We start from the raw sequence: 24,382 nt of genomic DNA on the forward strand, positions 1-24,382 counted from the left end.
GCCGAAGCGGTGTTACTTGGCCTTGACCTCGAGCCGCACGTCGACGCGGACGTCGGGGTGCAGGCGGGCGCCGACCGAGTGCTTGCCCACGGTCTTGATGTGGTCCTTCAGCTCGATGACGCGCTTGTCGAGCAGCGGGCCACCGGCGGCCTTGATCGCGTCCACGATCTCGGCGGTGGTGATCGAACCGAAGAGCTTCTTCGAGCCCTCGGCCGCCTTGCCGGTCAGCTGGACGGCACCGAGGCCCTCCAGGGTCGCCTTGATCTCCTTGGCGTGGTCGAGGTCGCGGATGCGACGGCTCTCCTGCGCCCGCTTGATCGTGCGCACGTTCTTCTCCGCACCCTTGGAGGCCACGATCGCGTAGCCGCGGGGGAGCAGGTAGTTGCGCGCGTAGCCGTCCTTGACCTCGACGATGTCGCCGGGTCCACCGAGGTTGGAGACGTCGGTGGTGAGAATGATCTTCGCCATGACGTGCCTCCTTAGCGCGCGGTCGAGGTGTAGGGCAGCAGCGCCATTTCGCGGGAGTTCTTGACCGCGATGGCGATGTCACGCTGGTGCTGGCTGCAGTTGCCGGTCACCCGGCGGGCACGGATCTTGCCGCGGTCGGAGATGTACTTCCGCAGCAGGTTGGTGTCCTTGTAGTCGATGTTCTCCGGGCGGCCCTTTTTCTCGGCCTTGCAGAAAACGCAGACCTTCTTCTTGGGCTTGCGGATGGGTGGCTTGGCCACGGTTTTACTCCTGGATTCCTACGTAGTGGTTGTCTCGAGGCGTCTCGCGGAGCTTTCGCCCGCGGTGGACGCACCTGATGCGACTGTCGATCAGAAGGGCGGCTCGTCGGAGAAGCCACCGCTGCCGCCACCACTGGCGGGCGGGGCGGAACCCCACGGGTCGTCGGCGGGCGGGCCGGACTGGCTACCGCCACCGCCGCCGCCTCCACCGAAGCCGCCGCCTCCGCCGCCGCCACGGCTGACCTTGTTCACCTTGGCGGTGGCGTAGCGCAGCGACGGGCCGATCTCCTCGACCTCAAGCTCGACGACAGTGCGCTTCTCGCCTTCCTTGGTCTCGAAAGACCGCTGCTTGAGGCGCCCCTGCACGACGACTCGCGCACCGCGCGTCAGCGACTCGGCGACGTTCTCGGCCGCCTGACGCCAGATGTTGCAGCGCAGGAACAGGGCCTCGCCGTCCTTCCACTCACCGGACTGCTTGTCCAGCGTGCGCGGGGTGGACGCGACGGTGAAGTTCGCGACCGCCGCACCGGAAGGGGTGAAGCGAAGCTCCGGGTCGGACGTGAGGTTGCCGATCACCGTGATGACGGTGTCTCCAGCCATCGGGAAGTCCTTCGGCTCAGGCCTTGGCGGCGACGGGCTTGGCCGGCTTGATCTCGCGGCGCATGACCTTGGTGCGGAGCACGGTCTCCTGGAGGGAGAGCTGACGGTCCAGCTCCTTGACCGCTTCCGACGTCGAGTTCAGGTCGAGGAGCGCGTAGATGCCCTCGGCGTGCTTCCTGATCTCGTACGACAGACGGCGGCGGCCCCAGACGTCGACCTTCTCCACGCTTCCGCCGGAAGTGCGGATCACGTTGAGGAAGTTGTCCAGGGTCGGGGCGACCGTACGCTCGTCGAGCGTGGGGTCCAGGATGACCATTACCTCGTAATGGCGTGACACAACCACTCACCTCCTATGGGCTCGCGGCCACGGACTGTCCGTGGCAGGAGGGTTTGTCCAGGTAAGCGTACCTGGCGGCTTCCGGCGGCTTCGCCTCAGGTCAGGAGACGCGGCGCAGGACCCAGGTGCGGACCAGCGCGGCGGTCACCCCGGCGAGCACGAGCACCGCGAGCAGCATCGGCAGCTGGACGTCGCCGCCGGGCATGCCGTCGGTCGCGAGCGCCTCGGCGTTGCCCGCGTTGCGGACGTCGCCGTTCTGTTCTGGCGCACCGGGGAGGCCGAACTGCGGGCCACCCTCGCCGGGGAGCGGGCTGTTGGCCGGGTAGCGCACGCCCGGCGCCACCGCGACACCCGGCTGCGCGACCGGCAGGTTGCCGTAGTCGCGCGGCGGGGCGTGGCCGGTTCCGTTGCCGTTGCCGCCGGGCAGCAGATTCGGCCCCGCTGGGGTGCCGTTGGTGCCACCGCCGGTGCCGCCCTGCTGCGAGGCGGTGGTGCCGGGGGCAGGCAGCGCGGGGGCGACGTAGTTCGTGGCGACCGTGGTCAGGCCGCAGCTGCCGGCGACCTTGTGCTCGATGGAGTTCAGCGTCTTGTTCGGGTCGAGACCGAGGCCCCAGGACTTGGTCTCCTTGACCGCCTGCTTGACGGCCGCGCCGATGGCCTTGCCGTCGACCGAGCCGCCCGCGGCGTTCGGGACCGCGCCGATGTCGATCCTGTTGACCTTGGCGATGTCGTCCGCGGCGACGTCCCAGAGGGCCAGCGTGCCCGCTTCCCGCGCGCCCGCCCGCACCAGTTCCTTGACCGAGCCGCCGGTGATGGCGACGGTGTCGCCCATCCCGCCGTTCACGGTGCCGCTGCACGCGTTCGCCAGCGTGGTCGCCGCCGAGGCGGTGCCCGAGGTCAGGAACGCGCCACCGGTGACCAAAGCCGCGAGTGCGGTGACGGTGAGCGCGTTGCGGGTGGTCTGCCAGATGGTGGTCTTCCGCACGAGCGCGATCCTCCGGGTCGGTGGGGGCGTGAGGCAGTGCGTCAGGTTTTCACCCCGAGAGAAAAGCACTACCAACGGGGATAACGAGGGGGTGACCAGAAAGATACTGGAGAGCCGGGAGCGTAGCTCTCCGTTGCGGGTGGTGGCGGGGGCATGGATGGAGGCAGGACTAACTTGAAGCGGCCATTCGGCGGAGGACCCAGGTGCGGACCAGGCCCGCGCTGACCCCGGAAAGTAACAAAACGGCGATCAGTAGCGGAAGTTTCCCGTCCTGAGTGAATCCGTCGCTCGCGCTGGGTAGCGCCTCGGCTTGTCCCGCATTCTGGACATCCGGATCACCGGTCTGGTTTTCGGTCGTGATGCCGAACTGCGGCGCGTAACCCGGGATCTGACCGCCGTAACGCAGTCCGGGCGACGGGCTGAAGAGACCGGCCATCGCCATCGGGATGGAGCTGTAGTCGCGCATCGGGGCGTAGCCCGTGCTGACGCCCCACGGCAGGCCGCCGAAGTTCGGCGTGAAGGTGCCGGGCAGCAGCGGGCTGTTCGCCGCCGGGATGCCCGGGCCGGTCGCCGGGTTGCCGCCCTGCGCCGGGGCGCCGGGTCCGCCTGTCTGCGGACCGCCGCTACCGGGCGTACCGGGGGCGGGTTTCCCGGGCTGGGGCTGGGTGCCGGGGGCGGGCTTGCCGCCGCCGGTCAGTGCCTGGGTGGTGCCGGTGACGGCGCCGTTCAACGCTTCCGCGGCGGGTTCGCCGACGACCGGGACCGGCGCGATCACGGCGTTCACCACGGTCACCGTCACCTTGCAGACCGTGCCGAGCAGCGCGTTGATCGTGCCCGTGAGCACTCCGGAGACCGGTCCGGCGTGGCCGAGGTCCAGCGGGATGCCGAGCAACGGCGTCTTCCCGAGGATCCTGTCGCCGGGTTTCGCGATCACCGATCCGCCGCAGGCGGCGGTCTTCGTCTCGGCGGCGGCGGCCGTGCCAGGTATGGCGAGGGCGGCCGAGCCCGCGAGAATGAAGGCCGAGGCACCCAGGGCGGTCGCCCTCCGTGTCCGTTCGCGCATGCCTTCGACTCCTCCGTCGTCGGGTTCACCTACCTGCATAACGACGCTGAGGGAGACGAGTAACGCCCGCTCACCCGAAGAGGCCAGGCATTCGAGTGGAGCGGGCGTCACTGACGGTGAAATCAGGCGGGCTTGCCCCGCAGCCAGGCGCGGACCAGCGCCGCGGCGACGACGGCCAGCGCCAGCACCGCGAGCAGCAGCGGCAGCTTGGCCGGGGCGACCGGCGCCTGGATGGCCTGCGCGTTGCCGGTGTCCTTGTCGTCGACGGTGGGCGGCGGTACCTCGCCGGGGACGATCTCGGTGATCACCGGTGCCTGGACGAAGTTGCCGGGAAGCAGCGCCGCGTTGCTGATGACGCCGGCGATCGAGTCGCCGCCGATGCCGGTGGAGGAGCCAGGGCCGGTTTCGACCGGGAGTTCGCTGCTCGGTCCGCCGGGCTGTCCCGGCTTCGGCGGTTCGGGCTGCGGCGGATTCGGGCCGGGGTCCGGCGGGATCGGGCCGGGGCCCGGACCAGGGCCGGGACCCGGACCCGGACCCGGACCAGGCGGGATCTCGGGGCCACCCGGGACCTCTTCGATGACGCCCTGCGTCAGGTTGCCGACCGCGTTCACGGTTCCCTGCGCGACCGGGCAAACGCCCTTCGCGGCGAGGTCGCCGACGGCGTTGTCGGTGAGGCCGGTCGCCTTGACCAGGTCGCCGACCGGCAGCGAGAGCAGCGGGTTCCGGCCCGCGGCGGTCTTGGCCTTCGAGTCCAGCCCGACGGTCAGCGCCTCAGGCGAATTGAGCGGAGCGCCCGCGTCGAGAACGAGGCCGTTGGCGGACTTCCCGTTCTGCAGCGTCGCGGCGCAGTCGCCGGAAAGGGTCGGATTCGGTTCTGCGGCCATCGCGATCGTCGGGAACGCGAGTGCGGCCGAAACCGAAAGTGCGAAACCCAAAGCCGTGATCCGCCCGGCAGTCTTCCCCATCGAGCTCGTCCTCCGCCCCTCAGACCCAACGCGGTTTTAACGGAACGCGCTCACGCTACCCCACGAGCGTGACCATCCGGTCCGCGACGGGGGAAACCGGTGAGGGTGATCTCCGCCTTCCGCCTCGCCACCGCCCTCAACGGAAGAGCTTCGCTCCGCGTAGATTCTTCCAATATGAAAATCGGTGCCCATGTCCGTGACGACGACCCCCTATCCGCGGTCGCCGAACGAGACGCCGAGGTCCTCCAGTTCTTCCTTTCCGACCCGCAGGGCTGGAAGGCTCCCAAACCCCACCCGCACGGCGAAGCGATCAAAGAATCGCCCGTCGAGGTGTTCGTCCACTCGCCGTATCTGATCAACGTCGCGTCGATGAACAACCGCATCCGCATCCCCTCGCGGAAGAACGTCACGCAGCACGCGAACGGCGCGGCGGAGATCGGCGCGAAGGGACTGGTCGTGCACGGCGGCCATGTCGGTTCTTCGGAAGACGTCGAAGAAGGTCTTGTCAACTGGCGCAAGCTTTTCAAGCGTGAACAGGAGAAGGGCGGTTTCGCGGTGCCGATCCTGATCGAGAACACCGCGGGCGGCGACAACGCGATGACCCGTGACCTCGACACGATTGCCCGGCTCTGGGACAAGGTCGGCGAATTCGGCGCGGGCTTCTGTTTCGACACCTGCCACGCGTACGCGGCGGGCTGGGAGCTGACCGAGGCGGTCAAGAAGGTCAAGGCCATCACCGGCCGGATCGACCTGGTGCACCTCAACAACTCGCGCGACGAGTTCGGCTCCACCAGGGACCGGCACGCCAACGTCGTCGGCGGCGACGGCACGATCGACCCCGAGGTGCTCGCCGCGGTCGCCGCCGAGGCGGGCGCTCCCGTGATCGTCGAAACCCCGGCCGACGGCCAGGCCGCCGACATCGCCTACGTCCGCGAACGCGTCGCCTCCGCCTGACCCCGCCGCAAGTAGTCCTCTAGTCGCGCTCAAATCGCAACTAGAGGACTACTTGCGTCAGACGGGGCAGGAAGGCCGTGCGCGCGGACCACTCAAGCGGGAGTTCGTTCCCTCTTCAGCGGGAGGGCAGGGCGGGCCCGGGACGGAAGGCTCATTCCCACCAGGACGGTCCTGGCACTGGAGGGAAGTCATGAACATCAAGTCGAAGATCACCGCCGCCGCCGTACTCGCCGTCGCGGCGACGACGCTGGGCGCGACGCAGGCGAGCGCGGCGCCGGAGCGGGGTTCGGTCGTCTTGGGATCGGCGGGCGGACCGCTGACGTTCCCGGGCTACGACAATGACCCGGTCCGCTTCGATTTCGCCGCCTTCGGCGAACCCGGCAAGTCCTCGGGCCGGTTCCACGTGAACCACTTGACCAAGGACGGAAAACTCGTCGCCGACTTCGACGGCAGGGTCGACTGCGTCTCCAGCGCCGGCGACCTCGCCATCGTGACCGGCGTGATCGAACGGGCCGACATCCCCGGCCTCCCGGTGAACGTTGTCGGCCGCCGAGTCGGCTTCTCGGTGCGGGATGAGCCGCGCGGCCACGATCGGATCGGCTGGAGCTGGGCTTACGGCGGAATCGAGCACGACGTCCTGCCGTGCACCGGGCCGGTACCGTTCTTCCGGACGAGCACGGGCGGCTACACCGTCCGCTGAATCGGCTTGACCCTCACGCCACGGGAGGGTCGAACCTGATCCGCATGAAGAATCGAACCGTGTACCGGGCGGAGGACGGCGAGCACGTCGGTTACGTCGTCCCCTCGCCTGAAACTCGTCGGCAGGCAGAGACTCGTTGGCAGGCGTTGACCGTTTTCGGTTACCCGCTCGGCGGGCCCGCGGCGTTCGACGACTCCGTCGCGTTGCTGGAGGCCGAAGGCCTGGCCGTCCTCGCCGAGCGCTGGTCGGTCAAGCACGGCGACAGCTGGTTCGCCTGCCGCCTGGTCGAGACCTCGCCCGACGAGGTCGTCGTCCAGATCGACGACTTCGGCGCCGAGGACTTCGGCAGGCACCTCAAGCTGGAACGTCCTGGGCCCGAGGTGCTGAAGCGCGCTTAGCGTCCGGTGCGCCGTCGAGGAAGCCGCCGACGGGATCGTCGTCCCCGGCGAGGCGGACGGGGTCTGTGCGCGGCTGGTAGATGTCGCGGATCACCAGCGCGCACAGGCCGAGTACCGCGAGGTCGCGGACGACGACGGTGCCGAGGAACCAGTCATCGGGCAGGCCTTTGTTGTCGACGCCGAGGTAGTACATCATCCGCGGCGCCCAGACCAGCGCGTCGATGAGCATCCAGCCGAGCAGCAGCCGCCAGCGCGGGATCGCGAGTACCGCCAGCGGCACCAGCCACAGCGAGTACTGCGGGCTCCATACCTTGTTGGTCAGCAGGAACGCGGCCACCACGAGGAAGGCCAGCTGGCCGAGCCGCGGACGGCGCGGCGCCTTCAGCGCGACGTACCCGATGCCGGCACAAGCGGCGAGGAACAGCACCGCGACGATGAAGTTGAGCACGACCGGTGTTTCGCCCGCGGTGAGTTTCCCGTCGAAACCGGCCCAGCCGGACAGGTGGGAGATCACGTTGTAGAGCGAGTCCGGGTCCATCGGGCGCACCGTGTTGAGCCGGAAGAACTCCCACCAGCCGGTCGGCGCGGTGAGCGCGAACGGGACGTTGACGACCACGAACGTCGCCGCGGCGAGCCCGGCGGTGAGCGCCCACTGCTTGACCTTTCCCGCGCGCAGGCACAGGAAGAGCAGGGGGATGAGCAGGAGTAGCGGATACAGCTTCGCCGCCGCGCCGAGGCCGAGCAGGAATCCCGCGACCTCGGGCCGCCGCCGGGACCAGGCGAGCAGCGCGGTCGCGGTGAACGCGGTCGCGATGGCGTCGAAGTTGGTGAAGGTGTGCACCAGCACCAGCGGCGAGATCGCCACCAGCGCGACATCCCACGGACGGCGTTTCAGCGATCGGCCGGTCGCCCATACGGTGACGAGCCAGGCCAGCGCGAGCCAGAGCGCCGAAATGTTGAAGTAGACGGCGACCGGGAGCGCGCTGGGCAGCCAGCCGGCTTTCGCGACCGAAAGCCACGCCTCGGTGAGCTTCGCGTTGATCCACTGGAACAGCCCTGTCGCGACCGGGTACTCCATGTACCGCGTGGTCTCCTTCGCCGTTCCCGCGTCTTCGGTCCACGAAGTCACGTACGGGAAGGTGTCCGGATCGTTCAGCCGCTCGGAACTGTAGAGCGGGATGATGTCCGAGTAGCACATCGCGACGAACGGGCGGCCCGCCCGCCAATCGAGCTGGTGCGTCCCGGAGTCGTCGGTGTACTCCTGGATGCAGGACGCCTTGCCGAACCACGAGAGCAGCAGCGCGAGGCAGGCCAGCAGCAGTCCGACGCGCTGCGGCGACCAGAACCAGTGCCGCCCCACGGCCGCGTGCTCGCCGAGCGGGCCGCCGATCGGCCGGGTGGCGGCGGCAACGAGTGGTTCGTTCCAGCTCGGGATGACCCGTTCGCCGGGGGTGAGGGAGAGCGGGGCCTCGGGCTGGGTCGTCTGGCCGGACACTTGGCGGATGTTAGCGCCTACCCGGGTGACCACCCGGTGATATCGCCGCTGTCGTAGAACCCGGCCAGTACCTCGGCCGCCGCGCCGAACGCGACGACGTCATCGCCCATCTCGTCGAGATCGACCTGGATCCGTTGCCAGTGCGGCAAAGGCAGCAGTTCCCGCAGCCGTGCGGCGACCGTTTCGCGGTAGATCTCCGGCTCGGCGCGGACCGAACGCCCGGCCAGCACGACACGTTCGAGGTCGAGCACCTGGACGAGGTCGGCGAGCCCGATCCCCAGCAGGCCGGCCGCCTCCTCCGTGGTCGCCGCCGCGTTGTGCAGCACTTCGACGCAGCCGCGGCGCCCGCACGCGCAGCGCGGCCCGTCGAAGGCGAGCGTCGTGTGCCCGAATTCGCCCGCGTTGGTACGCGGCCCGCGGTACAGCCTGCCGTCGATCAGCAGGCCGACGCCGATCCCGGTGCCGACGAGCACGACGGCGGTCGCGACCTGGCCGCCTTCGGTCCAGTGCTGGGCGAAGGCGGCGGCGTTGGTGTTCTTGTCGAGCCGCACGGGTAGCCCGGTGCGTTCCGCGAGCAGGTCGCGCAGGGGGACGTGGTGCCAACCCGGCATGTTCGTGGCGTCACGGACGAGCCCCTCGCGGTGGTCGAGCGGTCCGACGGCGCCGACGCCGAGGCCGAGTACGCGTTGGCGCTCGACACCGTCGAGTAGCGCTTCGGTCGCTTCGGCGACGGCGGAAACGGCCTGGTCAGGGGTGAATCCCGGGGACAGCGGGCCGCCACGCGACGCGATGACCATCCCGGTCAGGTCGGTCCTGAGCACCCGGAAGGAGTCCCGGTCGAGCTGTGCGCCGAGTGCGTACCGGGCGTCCGCGCGCACGCGCAGCAGCGTGCGCGGCTTGCCGACGCCGGACGCGGGCTGGCGTTCCTCGTCCAGCAGGCCGGCTTCGAGCAGTTCGGGGACGATCTTCGAGACGGCCTGTTGCGTGAGCCGGGTGCGTTCGGCGAGTTCGACGCGGCTGAGGCCGCCCGCGCGCAGGATGTGCGTGAGCAGCAGCGTTCGGTTGTGCTGGCGCAGGCCGCGCAGATTGACCCCGGTCTCCGGCATAGCGCGCATCCTGCCACGACTGGCTGATTACGCAACACTGTTGTTTAATAGGGGGCATGGCTGATTTGCGAGTGGGGATCTTCGGATACGGCATCGGCGGGCGCGTCTTCCACGCCCCGCTGATCAGCGCGACGCCGGGGCTGACCCCGGCCGCCATCGTCACCTCGAACCCGGATCGGGCCGGGCAGGCGGGCGCCGACCATCCGGCCGCCGAAGTGCTGCCGGACGCGGACGCGTTGTTCGCGAAGGCGGACGACCTGGATCTGGTCGTGGTCAGCACGCCGAACCGCACGCACGTCCCGCTCGCGCTTCGGGCGATCGAGGCGGGTCTGCCCGTCGTAGTCGACAAGCCCTTCGCGCCGACGGCGGCCGAAGCGGCGAAGGTCGTCGAGGCCGCGAAGGCCAAGGGCGTCGGACTGACGGTGTTCCAGAACCGCAGGTTCGACTCGGACTTCCTGACCGTGCGGAAGCTCGTGGACGCGGGCCGTCTCGGCGACGTCTTCCGCTTCGAGTCGCGCTACGACCGCTGGGTGCCGAAGCCGCGGGACAACTGGCGCGAACTCGGCGACCCCGCCGAGGCGGGTGGGCTGCTCTACGACCTCGGCGCGCACATCGTCGACCAGGCGCTGCAGCTGTTCGGCCCGGTCGACGAGGTCTACGCGGAGGTCGACAAGCGCCGTGCCGGGGTGTCGGTCGACGACGACGTCTTCGTCGCCCTCCACCATGCCAACGGCGTGCGCTCGCACCTGTGGGCGTCCGCGCTGGCGGGGACCCGGAACCCGCGCTTCCGCGTGCTCGGCGACAAGGCGACGTTCACGAAGTACGGCCTCGACGTCCAAGAGCCGCAGATCAAGGACGGGCTCCGGCCCGGCGACCCCGGCTGGGCCGTGGAACCGGCGTCGGACGCCGGCCTGCTCGGCGTGAACGACGATGTCGAAACCGTCCCCACCGAGGTCGGCCGCTACGAGGACTTCTACGCACGGGTGCGCGACGCGCTGCTCGGCGAAGGCGAGTTCCCGGTCGATCCCGCCTCAGCCGTCGAGGCGCTCCGGGTCATCGAAGCCGCTCACCTTTCCGGTGCCGAGCGGCGCGTCGTCACCCTCTAGCTAGCCGTTGTCGCCCCGGCCGCCACCGCGGCCGTTGCCGTTGCCGTTAACTTCGCCGTTGTTCTCACTGGACGAAGGAGGATTCCGCGAGCTGGACGGCGGGTCCTCCTCGTTCCGTGAGGACGACGGTCCGGTCGACGGTCCGGTCGACGGCGTCCCGGTCTCGCCGGTGCCCTCGTTGTCGTCGGGCGGGGTCTGCGTCGACGGGACGGTGTTGGTGTTGTCGCCCCCGCCGATGATCTTGACCTTGTCGAAGCGCTCCCCCGGCTTCCCGTTCAGGTACTGGGAGAGGAACTTCTGCCAGATCGGCCCGGCGATCGTCGAACCGAAGATCGCCTTGCCGTTCCTGCCCTTCAGCGCCTTGTCGCCGTCACCGCCGACCCACACCGAGACGGAGATCGACGGCGTGTAGCCGACCATCCAGGTCTGCGAGTTGGAGTCCTTCGCCGACGCGGGTTCGCCCGACCGGTAGGTGTGCTGCTGGGTTCCCGTCTTGCCGGCGCACTCGTGACCGTTGGGGCACTTGAGCTTCGAGAACGGGATGACACCCTTGAGCGACTCGGTGACGTTGCCGGCGATCTGCTTGCTCTTGTCGGCGTCGTCGGAGAACGCGGGGTTCGCCTCTTCCGGAGCGGAGTACGCGGCCTCGTCCTGCGAGTTGGTCACCTTGGCGACGAAGTGCTTGGTCCGCCGCTGGCCATCGGCCGCGAAGGTCGCGTACGCGGCGGCCATGTCCTCCGGGCTGACGACCGTCTTGCCACCGCCGAGGGCGATGTTGTTGTCGCCGGTGAACAGTTCGGCGGTGCCTTCGGGCGAGGGCTTGACCCCGGCCTCCTTGGCCGCTTCGGCCACCGGCCCGGTCTTGGTGACGTTGGCGACCATGTCGTAGAACACCGTGTTCGCCGAACGCTGCATCGCCTCGGACACCGTGCACTGCGCCGAGCACGAGCTGCCGGGTCCGGCGTTCCGGATCGTCTGCTTCCCGAACTGCCGGTTGTTGGACCCGTCGAACGTCGAGTTGATGCCGCCCTTGCCCGACTTCAGGTACGCGGTGAGGTCGAACGGTTTCATCGACGATCCGGGGTTCTGCGGCGTGTTCGCCCAGTCACGGCCCTTGAGATCCTGGCCGTTCGGTCCCTTCACGATGGACGGGCCGCCGTAATACGCCTTCACCCCACCGGTTTTGGGGTCGACCGCGACGAGCGCGTTGAGCAGGTTCTCGTCGGTCTGGCCCTTCATCCCGTCGGCGACCGCCTGCTCGGCCGCGGCCTGCGCCTTCGGGTCGATGGTCGTGTAGACCTTGTAGCCGCCCGTGTAGTAGACGTCGTCGGTGATACCGTGCGCGGCCAGTTCTTCCTTGACCTTGTCGCGGATGAACGGGTTCACCACCCCGGCCTGCTGCTTGTCGGTCTGCGGGATCGGCGTCGGGAACTGCAGGTTCGCGCGGTCCGCGGCGGACAGGACGTTGTTCTGCACCATGCGGTTCAGCGCCACGTTCCAGCGTTCGTTCGCGACCTTCTCGTTCTCCGAGCGGCCCGGCTGCTGGATGAGACCCGCGAACAGTGCCGCCTCGGACGCGTTCAGTTCGCCCGCGGGCTTGCCGAAGAACGCCTGCGCGGCCGATTCGATCCCGTACGCGCCACGGCCGAAGTAGATGATGTTCAGGTACGCCGCGATGATGTCCTTCTTGTCGTACGTCTGGTTCATCTTGAAGGACTTGGCGAGTTCGGTCCATTTACGGGTGAGCGACGATTCGTCGTCCCCGCTGGCGACCTTGATGTACTGCTGGGAGATGGTCGAACCACCGCCCTTGCCCGCGGTCACCTGGTTGTAGACCGCGCGCAGGATGCCGCCGACGTCGAAGCCGGAGTTCGTCTCGAAGGAGGCGTCCTCGGTGGCGATGACGGCCTTCTTGACGATGTCCGGGATCTGCTCCGGCGTCAGGATCTGCCGGTTGCCACCCTTGGGTACGTCCTTGCCCATCTCGGTGTTGTCGGCGTAGAAATAGGTCACCGCCTGGCCCTGCTTGGCCGCGATGGTCTGCGGCGACGGGACGTCGACGATGAAGTAGGTGATCACGAACGCGATCGCCGGGACGACGAAGAAGAGGCAGAACAGCGCGAGCAGCACTCGCCGGATCCGTCTCCACCGGCGCTTCTTGCGCTGTGCCGGGCTGAGGATCGGTTTCCCGTCCTCGCCGACCTCCTGCTCGTACTGGTCGTCTTCGTAAGGCTCTTCGTAGCCGCGATCCGCGTCGTAGCGGTGCTCGGTGCCGTTGTGCTCGTGATGCGTGATGAGGTCCGGCTCGTGCTGCGGCGCGACGGGCGGCCGCTGCGAACGTCGCGGCGGTTGCTGGGGCTGCGGCGGTGGACCCTGTCGCTGCCACGGCGCCTGCCCCTGGCCCTGCTGGCCGGGGCCCGTTCGCTGCCCGTATCCCGGGGGCGGGCCCCCGGCGGGACGGCGGGGTGGTCCGGCCGGGCGTTGCGGACGACGTGCGGGGTCAGGGTCCTGACCTGGCCATCCGCCGTGGGGATCGTCGTTCACTTTGACGTCCTCCGAACCTTTCGTGGGTGAGCGCGGTCCTGCGGTCGCAGGTCTCCTTCTAGTTAAGACGTATCAAATCGGTTCAGGTTCATCGGTGTGACGAAAGAACGGGGTGCCGGACCGTCGCCCGGCAGCCACCAGCCGGTGGGCCCGGCGTCGCCGGGTGGCACGTCGAGCTGGAAATGACTCACTTGAGGCGTCGTCCGGTCGGCGACGATGTCCCGGACGATCACTTCCTCACGCCGGAACAGATCGCCCCGGATGCCCGGCGGTCACCGCCCGGTCCGTGCGGTGCCCCCGCAGGTCATGGCCATCGGTTACCACGAAAAAGGTGTGCCGGGCCAATGCCCGCCACACCTTCTTCAGTCGCTTCGCCCGGTCATCACGGATCTTCGGCGTTCGGGAACAACGGATCCGAAGTACCCGGCCCCGGCCTGGTCGGCCAAGAGGGTTTGGTCGGCTTCGTGGGTTTCGTCTCGGTCGTCTCGGGCGGCTCAGTGGGGGTGGTCGGCGTCGGGGTGGTCGACGGTGTCTCGGGCGGCGTCGACTTCTCCGGCGGTTTCTGGGCCGTCGTCGTCGGCACGTAACGTGCGTCCTTGCCGATCGGCTTGACCTTGCCGAACTTCTCCGACGGCTTGCCGGTCAGGTACCGGGACATGAAGTCTTCCCAGATCGGACCGGCGATCGTCCGGCCGAAGACCGGTTTGCCGCTCTTGTCGTGCAGCGGCTTGTTGCCGTCGCCGCCGACCCAAACCGAGGTCGAGATGGTCGGCGTGTAGCCCACCATCCAGGTCTGCGCGTTGCGGTCGCGGTAGCTCGCCGGGTCGCTGTCCTTGAAGTCGTACTGCTGCGTCCCGGTCTTGCCCGCGCAGTCGTGACCCTTCGGGCATTTCAGCTTCGAATACGGGATGACTTCTTCGAGCGCGTCCGTGACGTTGCCGGCGATCTGCTTGCTCTTGTCGGCGTCGTCACTGAAGGCGGGAGTGCCCTTGGGGGTCGTCTCGTCGAACTCGACCTCGTCCTGGGAGTTGGCCAGCTTGGCGACGAAGTGCTGTTTCTGCCGGACGCCTTCACCGGCGAAGGTGGCGAACCCGGCCGCCATGTCCTCGGCCGTGGTGACCGTGCCGCCACCGCCGAGGGCGATGTTGATGTCGGGGCTCAGCTTCGCCTTGCCACCGTCGGCCTCCACCATCACGCCGGCTTCCTTCGCGGCCTTCGCCACCGGGTCGATCTTCGTCTCGTTGCGGACCATGTCGTAGAACACGGTGTTCGCGGACACCTTCATCGCTTCGGCGACCGTGCATTGCGTGCCGCAGTTGGAGCTCTCGCCCGCGTTCCGGATCGTGCGGCCGTCGAACTTCCGGTTGTTGGAGCCGTCGAAGGTCTCGCCGAGCCCCTTGCCCATCTTGAGGAACGCGGTCAGGTCGAAGGCCTTGAACGCCGAACCGGGGTTGTGCGGCACGTTCGCCCAGTCGATGGCCTGGACGTCCTGGCCCTGCGCGTTCTTCGTCCAGTCCGGGCCACCCCAGTACGCGACCACACCGCCGGACTTGGGATCGATCGCGACCAGCGCGTTCAGGATGTTCTCGTCGGTCTGGCCCTTCATCCCCTCGGCGACGGACTCCTCGGCCATCTTCTGCGCCTTGGGGTCGATCGTCGTGGTGATCTTGAAACCGCCCTGGTGCAGCCGGTCCTGGTCGTAGCCGCGGGCTTCGAGTTCGTCGATCACCCGGTTGCGGATGTGCAGGCTCAGCGTCCCGGCGTCCTCGGCCTTGGCCTGCGCCTTCGGGATCGGCTTCGGGTACTCCGCGGTGGCGCGCTGACCCTGGTCGAGCCACTTGTTCGCGACCAACTGGTCCATCACGAAGTTCCAGCGTCGCTGCGCGTACGCGTCGTTCTCGGACTTGCTCGGACCCTGGATCAGGCCGGCGAGCAGAGCGGCCTCGGCGGAGCTGAGCTCCTTCGCGGGCTTCTTGAAGTAGGCCTGCGCGGCCGCCTCGATGCCGTTCGCGCCGCGGCCGAAGTAGATGGTGTTGAGGTAGGCGGTGATGATCTCCTCTTTGGACATCTGGTTGTTCATCTTGAAGGATTTAGCCAGCTCGGTCCATTTACGGGTGAGCGTCGGCGCCTCGTTGGCCGTGGCCTTCTTGATGTACTGCTGGGAGATCGTCGAACCGCCACCCTGGCCGCCGGTGACGTTGTTGTAGACCGCGCGCAGGATGCCGCCGACGTCGAAGCCGGAGTTCGTTTCGAACGACGAGTCCTCGGCCGCGTACACGGCGCGTTTCACCGCGTCCGGGATCTCGCCCGGCTGCAGGAGGTACCGGCTGCCGCCGCTGGCAGGCGCGATCTTGCCCATGGGACTGCCGTCGGCGTACGTCAGCGTGATCGGCTGGCTTTGCAGGGTCGCGATGCTTTCCTGTGACGGGACGTCCACCAGGAAGTAGGTGATGACGAACGCGATCGCCGGTACCACGACGAACAGGCCGAACATCGCGTAGAGCACCCGGCGGACGAGCTTCCAGCGGCGCTTCTTGCGCTGCTTCGGGGTAAGGACCTTCTTCTGGTCGCCGTCTTCGTCCTCGGCGGGTTCTTCGTCGTACTGGTCGTCGCCCTCGGCGCCGAGCGCCGCGCTTTCGTGACGATCGTCATAGCGATCGTCGTACGGGTCTTCGGTGCCGTTGTGCGCGTGGTGCGTGATGAGGTCCGGCTCGCGCTCGTACGGATCCGGTTCGACCGGGCGGACCAGCGCGGTCGGTTGATCGGCCGGTGCGGGAGGACGCCGGTTGCCGGGCGGAGGCGGCGGCGGACGGTGACCGACGGCGCCCTGCTGGGAACGCTGGGTTCCGGCACCGACGGGACCTCGTGCGGGCGGCGGCGGGGGTCCCTGCCTGCGCGGAGGCATGCCGTTGGGGCGGCGCGGGGCCGCGGGACGGCGCGGTTCTTCGTCGGACGGCCACTCCGGCCCGCCACCGTCACCGCCCGGCCACCGGGGATCCACGGAGTGTGGGGCCGCCGAGCGGGGGGTGCCGTTCGGGGGTGTCCGGCGCTGCGGGCGGCGCGGGGGTTCCTCGCCCGGCCAGCCGGGATCGTCGGTTTCACCCGGCCATTGGGCACGGCGAGGTGCATCAGGCTCCTGGCCTGGCCAGGAGCGGTTGCGGTCGTCGTTCACGAATGGGCCTCCCAGACCGGCGCTTCGGGGAACGCCGCTCTGTGGTCAACTGCGTTTTCGATACCCGTCACTGACCCGCTGTCCTCTGTGACCGGGTCCGTGGCCTGGTGGTTCCAGGATCTCCCGTTCCGAGGACGTAGGACCGCACCAGGTGGTTCCAGTGACAGCTCCGGCAGACCTCGACCTCGTAGACGGTGAACTCCGCGAAGAGCCCGTCCATCCGCGCCAGTTCGTCCGGCGTCTTGGCGGATCCGGCGACGTGCTTGAGCTCGTCGCCGTAGACCCAGGACACCAGGGTCAGTTCCTCCCGATGGCAGACGGGGCAGTCCTGCTCACCAGGTCGTCCGTGGAATTTCGCGGCCCGCAGGAGGTACGGACCCGCGTCGCAGACGTCGTATGTGCCGACCCGCCCGGAGTGGACGCCCTTGAGCAGCGCGCGCCGCTGTAAGGCGTAGTCCACGACCTGCCGCTGGTTTCGCACGTCAACAGAGTACGGGCTCTTGCTGTGTGGTCCACGCCCTGTTCCTGGCGGGACAGTGCGTGCGCGGTCGGACACGCCGACGATTCGATAACTCTCCGGTGAATTTCGTCGGTGCTCCCGCACTCGATCGGGGTTAGCTACACCACTTCGATGTATCGGCGCGATATAGTGGACCGGTAGGTTGACCGAACCGGTCTCGGTGGCCAACGCGACCGGTCGCGGTTTGTTCCCGGAAGGGGGTGCGGTGTGCTCGAGCTCGCGATCTTGGGGCTGTTGCACGAGACCCCCATGCACGGTTACGTGCTGCGCAAACGTTTGCATGAGACGCTCGGGATGTTCCGGACGTTCTCGTACGGCTCGCTCTACCCGACCCTGCGTCGGCTGCTCCGCGCCGGATACCTCGTCGAGGAGCTCGAAGAGGTGGAAGACCGGGTGTGGGCCCGTCGGGGCAAGCGGGTGTACAAGCTCACCGCCGAGGGCAAGGAACGGTTCGCCGAGCTGCTCGGCGACGCGGGCCCGCAGACTTGGGACGACGAAGGCTTCGGCGTCCACCTGGCGTTCTTCTCGAGGACGCCGGCCGACGTCAGGATGCGAATCCTGGAAGGCCGTCGTCGTCGGGTCGAGGAGCGCCGAGAAGGACTTCGGACGGCGATGGCGCGGGCCGAGGAGAAGATCGACCGCTATACCCGCGAGCTGCACCGGCTCGGGCTGGAGTCCAGCGAGCGGGAGGTGCGCTGGCTCAACGAGCTGATCGCGCACGAACAGGCCGAGCAGCGCGGACCGGAGACCTGAGGTGCTCTCCGTGCCCGCTGGGCACTACCTACAACTGTTGGACGAATTGAAGGAGAAACCGGCATGGGCGAGAACCGCCGCGTTCGGGTGGCCATCGTGGGCGTCGGCAACTGTGCGGCCTCGTTGGTCCAGGGCGTTCAGTACTACAGCGACGCGGATCCCAGCACCCGCGTGCCCGGTTTGATGCACGTCGAGTTCGGCGAGTACCACGTCCGCGACATCGAGTTCGTCGCCGCGTTCGACGTGGATGCCAAGAAGGTCAGCCGCGATCTGTCCGAGGCGATCTTCGCCAGCGAGAACAACACCATCAAGATCGCCGACGTGCCGCCGCTGGGTGTCACCGTGCAGCGTGGTCACACCTACGACGGTCTCGGCCGCTTCTACCGCGAGACCATCGAGGAGTCGGACGAGACCCCGGTCGACATCGTCGCCGCACTGCGCGAGGCCGAGGTCGACGTGCTCGTCTCCTACCTGCCGGTGGGCTCCGAAGACGCCGACAAGTTCTACGCGCAGGCGTGCATCGACGCTGGCGTGGCGTTCGTCAACGCGCTGCCGGTGTTCATCGCCTCCGACCCCGTGTGGGCGGAGAAGTTCCGCGCGGCGGGCGTTCCGATCGTCGGTGACGACATCAAGTCCCAGGTCGGCGCCACCATCACGCACCGTGTGCTCGCGAAGCTGTTCGAGGACCGCGGTGTCCAGCTCGACCGGACCATGCAGCTCAACGTGGGCGGGAACATGGACTTCCTGAACATGAAGGAGCTCGAGCGGCTCGAGTCGAAGAAGATCTCGAAGACCCAGTCGGTCACTTCGCAGGTCGACCGCGAGCTCGGCAAGGGCAACGTCCACATCGGACCGTCCGACTACGTGCAGTGGCTCGACGACCGCAAGTGGGCCTACGTCCGGCTCGAGGGCCGCGCCTTCGGCGACGTGCCGCTGAACCTGGAGTACAAGCTCGAGGTGTGGGACTCACCGAACTCGGCGGGCATCATCATCGACGCCGTGCGCGCCGCGAAGATCGCGAAGGACCGCGGCATCGGCGGTCCGATCCTCTCGGCTTCCTCGTACTTCATGAAGTCGCCGCCGGAACAGTACGACGACGCCACCGCGCGCGACGAGGTGGAACGTTTCATCGCCGGCGAGGCGTGAGCCCCCGCTAGCGTGAGATGAACGGGACTTTCATCGCAAATTTTGCGATGAAAGTCCCGTTCATCGCGTCTGGCGGCATCCGCGAGCCGAGCGGGAGACCGTCAGAGGGAGGCCCGGCCCAAAAGCCCGCTTCAGCCCAGCGGTGCCTGAAGCGCCTCCGGCAGGTCCGTGATCCTCTCGAGCACCGTCGTCCGCGCCAGCACCGAGGGATCCGGCGGGAAGTGCGGATTCGGCACCGCGTACACCGTCATCCCCGCGGCCAGTGCCGCGCGAAGCCCGTTCGTCGTGTCCTCCACGGCCGCACAGTTCTTCGGCTCCGCGCCCAGCAGCTCGGCCGCCCGCAAGTACACGTCTGGCGCCGGCTTCCTGGTGCCACGTTCATGACATACCTGGCTCATGGCACTTCGGCTTCCTCCCACGATGACCCTTCCCGACTCGCTGCTCGATCGCCTATTCGACCTGGCGAAGCGCGACGGCAAACCGAGTTTCATGTACGCGCGAATCTCCATGGACCGAGTCGGAGCGGGCATGGGGGTCGTCCGCCAACTCGAGGATCAATGCGACCTGTTCGAGCGTGTTGGGCTAAGACTCGCGGGCGTCTACGCCGACAACGACATCTCGGCCTACTCGGGCAAGAAGCGTCCGGACTACCTCCAGATGCTCGACGACGTCACGCGCCAGCGCGGTACGGCGGTGACGTCTTGGCACACGGACCGACTTCACCGCTCCCCCGTCGAACTCGAGCACTACATCGGGGTGTGCGAGCCGGTCGGGTGCATGACGTACACCGTCAAGGCGGGGCACCTCGACCTGTCGACCCCCGCGGGGCGGATGGTGGCTCGCCAACTCGGTGCCGTCGCCCGCTTCGAGAGCGAACACAAGGCAGATCGCATCCGTGCGGCGATGCACCAGAACGCCATGAAAGGCCAGTACAACGGAGGGTTGCGGCCGTTCGGCTTCGAGCCCGACGGCGAGACTGTCCGCTTCGAGGAAGCGGCCGAGATCATCGCGGGCACCGAGACCGTCCTCGCGGGCGGAAGCGTTCGAGGCTTGGTCATGGACGCGAACCGGCGGGGTATCGCTACTTCACAGGGCAATGAATGGGATACGCCTGGTTACCGTGACATGCTCCTGCGTCCGAGGAACGCGGGTTTGTCGGTCTACCGCGGCGAAATCGTCGGTAAAGCCGTGTGGGCGCCGATAGTGCCTGAAGAAACCTGGTACGCGCTTCGCGCGTTGCTCACGGACCCCAGGCGGCTCACGAACGCCGGAAACAATCGTGTGAAGTGGCTCGGCACCGGTCTCTACATCTGTGGCGTGTGCGAGTGGCCAGGAATGAAGATCGGGCGTGGTGCGCGCTCCGACTACCGCGGGTACAAGTGCGGTAGTCCGCTGCCTAAGAACGGAGTTCGGCATGTCGTCCGGCACGCGGAGTCGCTCGACAGCTTCGTCGAGAGGCTGCTCGTGGCTCGACTTTCCCAGCCCGACGCACGTGACCTACTTGTCGCGAGTGATCGAGCACAAGAGGTCGACACGGTCGCGATGCACAACGAGGCGAACGTGATGCGACAGCGGCTCGACGAGCTGTCGGCGATGTTCGCCGAGGGCACGATCACCGCGGCGCAGTTGCGTACCGGCACCCTCAAGTCGCGTGAGCGGCTCGACGCCATCGAGCACGACGTCATCGCCGCCGCGCAGGTTGATCCACTCGCCGGTGTCGCTGGCGCGCCTAACGTCGCCGACGTCTGGTTCGGCACCGAGCTGGACCGGTCGGACGGGCTCAGTGTCGGTCGGCGCCGAGCCATCCTTGACACAATGCTCTCGGTGACCGTGCTCAAGACCCGGCCCGGTCGCCATGCGAGCGGCCTTTACTTTTCGCCCGAGACGGTGCGTACTGAATGGAAAGAGCGCGCCGCGGCGTGACACGTGGCGTGCGATCGTCGGTGTATGACGAGCAGCACGCGAACGGCGGAGCGCGCCGAGGTCGACAAGTACATCGACCGGCTTGTCGCCGAGGCGCCTCCGCTTGATACCGAGCAGCGCGACCGGCTCGCCGTCCTTCTGAACCCGGCCCGGTCGGCTAGCGCACTCTGCGACGCCGAAGGTTCGCCGTAGCATCTACCCACGTGACCACGGAGCCCAACGGGCAAGAGCTGACGCGCTGGAAGATCCACGGCGAGCGACTCGTCGACGACACACGCCGCGACCGCGTGAGCATCGCCTCGGTCGAGCTGCCCGACGGGGTCACCTTTGAGCAGTGGGTATTTCGCATCCGCCCGGCCGCGATGATGGCTGTTCTTGACGGTCAAGATCGGGTGCTCATGCTTTGGCGGCACCGATTCATCATCGATCGGTGGGTGTGGGAGCTGCCCGGCGGCTACGTCAACCCGGACGAAGATCCCGCGGTTACCGCGGCGCGCGAGGTCGAGGAAGAGACCGGCTGGCGTCCGCTCGACGTCGAGCCGCTCGGCTCGTTGCAGCCCATCGTCGGCAGTGCTGACGCCGAGAACCTGCTGTACGTGGCTCGACGGTCCGAGTACATCGGCGAGCCCGAAGACATCAACGAAGCCGAGCGGGTCGCGTGGATTCCGCTCGATACGGTCCGGGACCGCATCACCAAGGGCGAGATTGTCGGCGCTGCGTCGCAGGTCGCGCTACTTCACGTGCTCGCGTTCTACCGCTGAGCCCTACGCCGGCGTGGGAACGCCAACGGCGCTCATCTGCGCGTAGACGGTGCGCACCCGGCGGTCGGTCCGGTAGGGAGAAAGGCGCCGACCAACGTCTGCGAGGTAGGCGCCGCCCCTGATCGACCGGACGTTCTCGCTCATCCGCACCGCCTTCGTCGCCTCGGCGCACGCTTCGTCGACGCGGCCTTGATCAGCGAGGATCGACGAGAGAAGTGCCGTGTTGAACAACCGGCCTCGGTCGTACCCGTCGCTCATGCTGAGCGACCGACGGGCGAACTGCTCGGCTTCCACAGAATGGCCGAGGTCGCGGAAGGTATGAGCGAACTTGGCCGACAGGTAGGCACTGTCGAAGTAGCTCAGCCACGCCGGCCCAGAGCCGGGCACGAACCGCTCGAAGGCGCGTTCGGCCTCGCCGAGTGCTGCGAAGCACGCATCTGTGTTTCCCTTGAGCGCCTGGCCGTGAGCCTCCAGCACCGCTGCCTCTGCTTGCAGTGCGACCAAGCCGGATCGTTTCGCCGTTCGCCTTGACGCGAGCGCCATATCGACGGCGGTGTCGCGAGACTGGTTGAAAGCGGCGTGGTGCGACATGGCGGCGAGCATCTCCGCCTCGAGCGCGTCGTCACCGGCGTCCTGCGACAGCTTCAACGCCTCGCGCAAGTGCCGTTGCCCTTCCGCTGCGTTGCCGACGTCGTAAGCGCTCCAGCCGGCGACCTGGTGCAACTCGGCGGCGGCTGCGGACAGTTCGTTCCGGGTCGCGGTCGTCCTGCTCGTGTCGTTCAGCATCGGCGTTACGCTCGATGTCAGGTAGCTGGTGATTGAAGTCGTTCCGCGGCTGTGTCCGCCACCGAAACGATTGTCGAGCTGGCGGAACGTCTCCGTCATGTGACGAACGATCTCGGCGTCGGTACTTCTGGGCTTAGGCGGTCCAGAGGCGGCCGCGGGGGTTGAGCCAAGCAATGACGCGCCAATCGCAGTGACGCCTACGCTTGCGGTCTTGAAAAACTGTCGCCGTTGCACGGCCTCGAGGCTAACCGCGACTCTCGGCTCGGCCGATTCTTCGAGCGTATGGGAAAAGCTGAACCAAAGCAGCGAGCGCGGCACATGCAGAGCCCTCGCCCAACGCTCGAGCTTGCGCAGGTCGCTCGGAGGCCGAGCGTCGTCAGCCTCGAGTCGGCTCACCTGCACTTGCGTGAGACCGAGCCACAGGCCGAGCGAGGCTTGCGAGACATGGGGATTCTGCTCTTGGCGGTAGGCCGCGAAGAACCAGCCGAAGTGACGCGCCTTGAGGGCGGTGCGGATGCTGTCCGCTTCCCAGAACGTGTCCGGCTGCGGCCGCGCTACATGCGAGATCAGCCGGCGAGTGCAGATGCCGCAGTGGTCGCTTACGCGGTCGCGAGCCAGTCGTGCGCCGCACGCCTCGCAGGTTCGCGCTGCTTTCCGCACCCTGGTCACCCCTCGTCCGCCGTTCAACGCGCAGTGTATGTGACTCACCACGCTATGTCGCGGATTCCATACGGGGCATGTATGGAATCCGGCATTAAGACGCTGTACCTGCCGGATCTCATGCGTCGCTGTCGTTTTCCGCGGGAGGTCTTCGGCGGACGCTCAGTGCATGTACGAGGTAGCGCACGGTAACAACGCCACGCGGCGCTACGTCGCGGCCGAGACCGTGCTCGCTTCCTTGTCGGGCAGGAGTCGGCCGAACCGTGCGACGACCGAAAGCCGGAAGGCATGTCCGGCGATCCCCTCGAATTCGTGGCGGGTGCGGAGCGTGGGCCCCTCGGCCCTCCGCATTCGCCACGTTCCATCGCTGCGGCCGCCGACGTGTACGTGGTCGCACTCAAGGGAGAAGATCATGTGGACGAGTGAAGACGCCCTTAAAGAGCTGGTCTCCCGCAACTTTCGAGCTATCCAACTTGCCGGTTCGCCAGGACAACCCGAAATGATGTTGTTCTCGCGAGGGTGGGAAGAGCCCTTTATGGACGAGGTCATAGTCAGGGGCGAAGACGACGCGACGGCCTGTCGGCGCCGTCTCGCGGACGACGTCGACTTGCTCGAGCGCAAAGACTATGTCTGGTACGCGGATGGCTCAGTCGTCGAGGTCGTCGACGAGTTGATCTTTCGCCTTCCGCACCCTGCGAATCCCCAAGCTCCAAAGCTGGTGCTCCCTACTCTGGGCACTCTTTGGCTCCCGCCTGGTGCTCGAACCAAAGTTCGCGCGTAGCACTCGCCATCCTCTGACTGTGGGGTGTTCTATGTCTACCGTTACGATTGTCGGCGCGGGTTTCGTCGTGGCGCTCGTGGTTTGCGTTGTGGCTTTCCTGCGATGTTTTGCTTTCGGCTCAATTTCGGGCCGACACGCGCTCGGCGTGCCGCGCGAGACTCAGGTGTGGCCCGTCGAGGTTGTCAAGTTGGGTGACGTCATCTGTGTCCCAATCGAATTGGAAATAGTCGATAAGTATGGTCTCGGGCTGAGCGTTGATGACGATTACCCGTCCGACTTCATCGGTGCGAGGCCATATCTCGAAGAGTACTGGCGAACTTCGGGACGTCATCTCGTTGATCAGACGGTAGAGTTCGCCGCTTTTCGCTGGATTGATGAGGACCTCGAATATAAAAGCGTGAGCGGAGAGCTTGAGTCCTTTCCTCGTTTCAGAGAAGGGGAAGGCGACGACGATAGATCTCACGCGGCCTCGGCTCTGGCGGCCGCGTAATGACACGCGGATGCAACGGCGGAGCCGAATTGGTGGGCTGTCAGGGCGGAAAGTATCCGACTGAACAGAAGCAGAGGAGGCAGGTATGCCAACAGAGGTGCAAGGTGTCGGGACTTTCCCGGCGTCGGATCACTTCCCACTCGGGCGACCGTTTGGAGCAGTGGATACGAGCGACGAGCGTCCGTCTCACGCGCGGCCATTCGGGCTCACGCTCGCCGTGCGACCCCGGGTAAGCACGAGTCTCGAGACGGACAGGCTCGGCTACGACTCCGATCGACAGATCGGTCTGATTCGGGAGGGTGACGACATGGTGCCGCTCGCCAAGCACACTGACGGGCAGACGAACACCCAGACGAACGCGGACGGGCAACACGGTCCGGACAGCGACACCGACGCTCGGGAGGACTGA

26 protein-coding genes are annotated in these 24,382 nt (G+C 67.4%); 11 read left to right on the forward strand and 15 right to left on the reverse strand.

Features of this window, described 5'->3' with window-relative positions:
- Positions 1 to 12: 12 nt before the first annotated feature.
- The 7 genes from rplI to ACM6LU_RS06315 all read right to left on the reverse strand — a co-directional run bounded on the left by rplI (position 13) and on the right by ACM6LU_RS06315 (position 4,678).
- Positions 13 to 468 carry a 50S ribosomal protein L9 gene (gene rplI, locus ACM6LU_RS06285; RefSeq protein ID WP_414936580.1) on the reverse strand — a complete coding sequence of 152 codons (456 nt, stop codon included), beginning with the start codon at positions 466 to 468 and terminating at the stop codon, positions 13 to 15.
- 11 nt (positions 469 to 479) lie between these two features.
- Entirely contained in the window at positions 480 to 728 is a 249-nt protein-coding gene (gene rpsR, locus ACM6LU_RS06290) for a 30S ribosomal protein S18 (RefSeq protein WP_005168122.1), read from the reverse strand.
- A 90-nt stretch (positions 729 to 818) separates the two neighbouring features.
- Positions 819 to 1,328, reverse strand: a complete 510-nt coding sequence (locus ACM6LU_RS06295) for a single-stranded DNA-binding protein (RefSeq protein ID WP_414936581.1) — start codon at positions 1,326 to 1,328, stop codon at positions 819 to 821.
- A 16-nt stretch (positions 1,329 to 1,344) separates the two neighbouring features.
- Positions 1,345 to 1,665, reverse strand: a complete 321-nt coding sequence (gene rpsF / locus ACM6LU_RS06300; protein WP_414936582.1) for a 30S ribosomal protein S6 — start codon at positions 1,663 to 1,665, stop codon at positions 1,345 to 1,347.
- Positions 1,666 to 1,765: 100 nt separating this feature from the next.
- Positions 1,766 to 2,650, reverse strand: coding sequence for a hypothetical protein (locus ACM6LU_RS06305; protein WP_414936583.1), 885 nt, complete (start codon positions 2,648 to 2,650; stop codon positions 1,766 to 1,768).
- A gap of 169 nt (positions 2,651 to 2,819) precedes the next feature.
- A complete protein-coding gene (locus ACM6LU_RS06310) occupies positions 2,820 to 3,713 on the reverse strand; it encodes a hypothetical protein (protein WP_414936584.1) in 894 nt (297 codons plus the stop codon).
- A gap of 122 nt (positions 3,714 to 3,835) precedes the next feature.
- Positions 3,836 to 4,678 (reverse strand): hypothetical protein, encoded by an 843-nt coding sequence (locus ACM6LU_RS06315; protein WP_414936585.1) that lies wholly within the window; start codon positions 4,676 to 4,678, stop codon positions 3,836 to 3,838.
- Between the two features lie 174 nt (positions 4,679 to 4,852).
- On the opposite strand from ACM6LU_RS06315, the gene ACM6LU_RS06320 reads away from it, so the two are divergent.
- From ACM6LU_RS06320 to ACM6LU_RS06330, 3 genes are all read left to right on the forward strand, one after another.
- Positions 4,853 to 5,632: a deoxyribonuclease IV gene (locus ACM6LU_RS06320; protein ID WP_414936586.1), complete on the forward strand. Its 780-nt coding sequence runs from the start codon at positions 4,853 to 4,855 to the stop codon at positions 5,630 to 5,632.
- Positions 5,633 to 5,822: 190 nt separating this feature from the next.
- Positions 5,823 to 6,332, forward strand: a complete 510-nt coding sequence (locus ACM6LU_RS06325) for a hypothetical protein (RefSeq protein WP_414936587.1) — start codon at positions 5,823 to 5,825, stop codon at positions 6,330 to 6,332.
- 44 nt (positions 6,333 to 6,376) lie between these two features.
- Positions 6,377 to 6,730 carry a hypothetical protein gene (locus ACM6LU_RS06330; RefSeq protein WP_414936588.1) on the forward strand — a complete coding sequence of 118 codons (354 nt, stop codon included), beginning with the start codon at positions 6,377 to 6,379 and terminating at the stop codon, positions 6,728 to 6,730.
- On the opposite strand, the gene ACM6LU_RS06335 is transcribed toward ACM6LU_RS06330, so the two are convergent.
- Together ACM6LU_RS06335 and ACM6LU_RS06340 are read right to left on the reverse strand one after the other, a co-directional pair.
- Positions 6,687 to 8,225 (reverse strand): glycosyltransferase family 87 protein, encoded by a 1,539-nt coding sequence (locus ACM6LU_RS06335; RefSeq protein WP_414936589.1) that lies wholly within the window; start codon positions 8,223 to 8,225, stop codon positions 6,687 to 6,689. The genes ACM6LU_RS06330 and ACM6LU_RS06335 overlap by 44 nt on opposite strands.
- Before the next feature lie 17 nt (positions 8,226 to 8,242).
- Positions 8,243 to 9,331 (reverse strand): ROK family transcriptional regulator, encoded by a 1,089-nt coding sequence (locus tag ACM6LU_RS06340; protein ID WP_414936590.1) that lies wholly within the window; start codon positions 9,329 to 9,331, stop codon positions 8,243 to 8,245.
- Between the two features lie 56 nt (positions 9,332 to 9,387).
- Between ACM6LU_RS06340 and ACM6LU_RS06345 the strand changes: the two genes are divergently transcribed.
- Positions 9,388 to 10,437 (forward strand): Gfo/Idh/MocA family oxidoreductase, encoded by a 1,050-nt coding sequence (locus ACM6LU_RS06345; RefSeq protein ID WP_414936591.1) that lies wholly within the window; start codon positions 9,388 to 9,390, stop codon positions 10,435 to 10,437.
- On the opposite strand, the gene ACM6LU_RS06350 is transcribed toward ACM6LU_RS06345, so the two are convergent.
- The 3 genes from ACM6LU_RS06350 to ACM6LU_RS06360 all read right to left on the reverse strand — a co-directional run bounded on the left by ACM6LU_RS06350 (position 10,438) and on the right by ACM6LU_RS06360 (position 16,634).
- Positions 10,438 to 12,981, reverse strand: coding sequence for a transglycosylase domain-containing protein (locus ACM6LU_RS06350; protein WP_414936592.1), 2,544 nt, complete (start codon positions 12,979 to 12,981; stop codon positions 10,438 to 10,440).
- Between the two features lie 382 nt (positions 12,982 to 13,363).
- Positions 13,364 to 15,730 carry a transglycosylase domain-containing protein gene (locus ACM6LU_RS06355; RefSeq protein WP_414937105.1) on the reverse strand — a complete coding sequence of 789 codons (2,367 nt, stop codon included), beginning with the start codon at positions 15,728 to 15,730 and terminating at the stop codon, positions 13,364 to 13,366.
- A 490-nt stretch (positions 15,731 to 16,220) separates the two neighbouring features.
- On the reverse strand, positions 16,221 to 16,634 hold the full coding sequence (locus ACM6LU_RS06360; protein ID WP_414936593.1) for a DUF5318 domain-containing protein: 414 nt from the start codon (positions 16,632 to 16,634) through the stop codon (positions 16,221 to 16,223).
- Between the two features lie 246 nt (positions 16,635 to 16,880).
- Here ACM6LU_RS06360 and ACM6LU_RS06365 point away from each other — a divergent pair, with 246 nt between their 5' ends.
- Both ACM6LU_RS06365 and ACM6LU_RS06370 read left to right on the forward strand, forming a co-directional pair.
- On the forward strand, positions 16,881 to 17,426 hold the full coding sequence (locus tag ACM6LU_RS06365; protein ID WP_414936594.1) for a PadR family transcriptional regulator: 546 nt from the start codon (positions 16,881 to 16,883) through the stop codon (positions 17,424 to 17,426).
- Positions 17,427 to 17,489: 63 nt separating this feature from the next.
- Positions 17,490 to 18,572, forward strand: coding sequence for an inositol-3-phosphate synthase (locus ACM6LU_RS06370; RefSeq protein WP_414936595.1), 1,083 nt, complete (start codon positions 17,490 to 17,492; stop codon positions 18,570 to 18,572).
- Positions 18,573 to 18,703: 131 nt separating this feature from the next.
- Here the strand turns inward: ACM6LU_RS06370 and ACM6LU_RS06375 are convergent, their stop codons facing one another.
- Positions 18,704 to 18,970 (reverse strand): HAD family hydrolase, encoded by a 267-nt coding sequence (locus tag ACM6LU_RS06375; RefSeq protein WP_414936596.1) that lies wholly within the window; start codon positions 18,968 to 18,970, stop codon positions 18,704 to 18,706.
- A gap of 22 nt (positions 18,971 to 18,992) precedes the next feature.
- On the opposite strand from ACM6LU_RS06375, the gene ACM6LU_RS06380 reads away from it, so the two are divergent.
- From ACM6LU_RS06380 to ACM6LU_RS06390, 3 genes are read left to right on the forward strand one after another with little or no spacing between them, the layout of a single operon-like run.
- Positions 18,993 to 20,495, forward strand: a complete 1,503-nt coding sequence (locus ACM6LU_RS06380; RefSeq protein WP_414936597.1) for a recombinase family protein — start codon at positions 18,993 to 18,995, stop codon at positions 20,493 to 20,495.
- A 24-nt stretch (positions 20,496 to 20,519) separates the two neighbouring features.
- Entirely contained in the window at positions 20,520 to 20,687 is a 168-nt protein-coding gene (locus ACM6LU_RS06385) for a hypothetical protein (protein WP_414936598.1), read from the forward strand.
- 11 nt (positions 20,688 to 20,698) lie between these two features.
- On the forward strand, positions 20,699 to 21,256 hold the full coding sequence (locus tag ACM6LU_RS06390) for an NUDIX hydrolase (RefSeq protein WP_414936599.1): 558 nt from the start codon (positions 20,699 to 20,701) through the stop codon (positions 21,254 to 21,256).
- Between the two features lie 3 nt (positions 21,257 to 21,259).
- Here the strand turns inward: ACM6LU_RS06390 and ACM6LU_RS06395 are convergent, their stop codons facing one another.
- Together ACM6LU_RS06395 and ACM6LU_RS06400 are read right to left on the reverse strand one after the other, a co-directional pair.
- Positions 21,260 to 22,702: an XRE family transcriptional regulator gene (locus ACM6LU_RS06395; protein WP_414936600.1), complete on the reverse strand. Its 1,443-nt coding sequence runs from the start codon at positions 22,700 to 22,702 to the stop codon at positions 21,260 to 21,262.
- A gap of 207 nt (positions 22,703 to 22,909) precedes the next feature.
- Positions 22,910 to 23,053, reverse strand: coding sequence for a hypothetical protein (locus ACM6LU_RS06400; RefSeq protein WP_414936601.1), 144 nt, complete (start codon positions 23,051 to 23,053; stop codon positions 22,910 to 22,912).
- Positions 23,054 to 23,514: 461 nt separating this feature from the next.
- Here ACM6LU_RS06400 and ACM6LU_RS06405 point away from each other — a divergent pair, with 461 nt between their 5' ends.
- Together ACM6LU_RS06405 and tgmA are read left to right on the forward strand one after the other, a co-directional pair.
- Positions 23,515 to 23,973 carry a hypothetical protein gene (locus ACM6LU_RS06405; RefSeq protein ID WP_414936602.1) on the forward strand — a complete coding sequence of 153 codons (459 nt, stop codon included), beginning with the start codon at positions 23,515 to 23,517 and terminating at the stop codon, positions 23,971 to 23,973.
- An 85-nt stretch (positions 23,974 to 24,058) separates the two neighbouring features.
- The gene (tgmA, locus tag ACM6LU_RS06410; RefSeq protein ID WP_414936603.1) at positions 24,059 to 24,382 is read left to right on the forward strand and encodes a putative ATP-grasp-modified RiPP; all 324 of its coding nucleotides are present in this window, start codon (positions 24,059 to 24,061) and stop codon (positions 24,380 to 24,382) included.

The sequence above is a fragment of the Amycolatopsis sp. cmx-11-51 genome (genome assembly GCF_047608665.1).
GTDB lineage: Bacteria > Actinomycetota > Actinomycetes > Mycobacteriales > Pseudonocardiaceae > Amycolatopsis.

Bases quoted from the DNA above. Each gene is read 5' to 3' on its own strand.
- rplI (WP_414936580.1), bottom strand. From the start codon at position 468: ATGGCGAAGATCATTCTCACCACCGACGTCTCCAACCTCGGTGGACCC.
- ACM6LU_RS06295 (WP_414936581.1), bottom strand. From the start codon at position 1,328: ATGGCTGGAGACACCGTCATCACGGTGATCGGCAACCTCACGTCCGAC.
- ACM6LU_RS06310 (WP_414936584.1), bottom strand. From the start codon at position 3,713: ATGCGCGAACGGACACGGAGGGCGACCGCCCTGGGTGCCTCGGCCTTC.
- ACM6LU_RS06315 (WP_414936585.1), bottom strand. From the start codon at position 4,678: ATGGGGAAGACTGCCGGGCGGATCACGGCTTTGGGTTTCGCACTTTCG.
- ACM6LU_RS06320 (WP_414936586.1), top strand. From the start codon at position 4,853: ATGAAAATCGGTGCCCATGTCCGTGACGACGACCCCCTATCCGCGGTC.
- ACM6LU_RS06325 (WP_414936587.1), top strand. From the start codon at position 5,823: ATGAACATCAAGTCGAAGATCACCGCCGCCGCCGTACTCGCCGTCGCG.
- ACM6LU_RS06330 (WP_414936588.1), top strand. From the start codon at position 6,377: ATGAAGAATCGAACCGTGTACCGGGCGGAGGACGGCGAGCACGTCGGT.
- ACM6LU_RS06340 (WP_414936590.1), bottom strand. From the start codon at position 9,331: ATGCCGGAGACCGGGGTCAATCTGCGCGGCCTGCGCCAGCACAACCGA.
- ACM6LU_RS06345 (WP_414936591.1), top strand. From the start codon at position 9,388: ATGGCTGATTTGCGAGTGGGGATCTTCGGATACGGCATCGGCGGGCGC.
- ACM6LU_RS06370 (WP_414936595.1), top strand. From the start codon at position 17,490: ATGGGCGAGAACCGCCGCGTTCGGGTGGCCATCGTGGGCGTCGGCAAC.
- ACM6LU_RS06375 (WP_414936596.1), bottom strand. From the start codon at position 18,970: ATGAGCCAGGTATGTCATGAACGTGGCACCAGGAAGCCGGCGCCAGAC.
- ACM6LU_RS06380 (WP_414936597.1), top strand. From the start codon at position 18,993: ATGACCCTTCCCGACTCGCTGCTCGATCGCCTATTCGACCTGGCGAAG.
- ACM6LU_RS06385 (WP_414936598.1), top strand. From the start codon at position 20,520: ATGACGAGCAGCACGCGAACGGCGGAGCGCGCCGAGGTCGACAAGTAC.
- ACM6LU_RS06400 (WP_414936601.1), bottom strand. From the start codon at position 23,053: ATGCGGAGGGCCGAGGGGCCCACGCTCCGCACCCGCCACGAATTCGAG.
- ACM6LU_RS06405 (WP_414936602.1), top strand. From the start codon at position 23,515: ATGTCTACCGTTACGATTGTCGGCGCGGGTTTCGTCGTGGCGCTCGTG.
- tgmA (WP_414936603.1), top strand. From the start codon at position 24,059: ATGCCAACAGAGGTGCAAGGTGTCGGGACTTTCCCGGCGTCGGATCAC.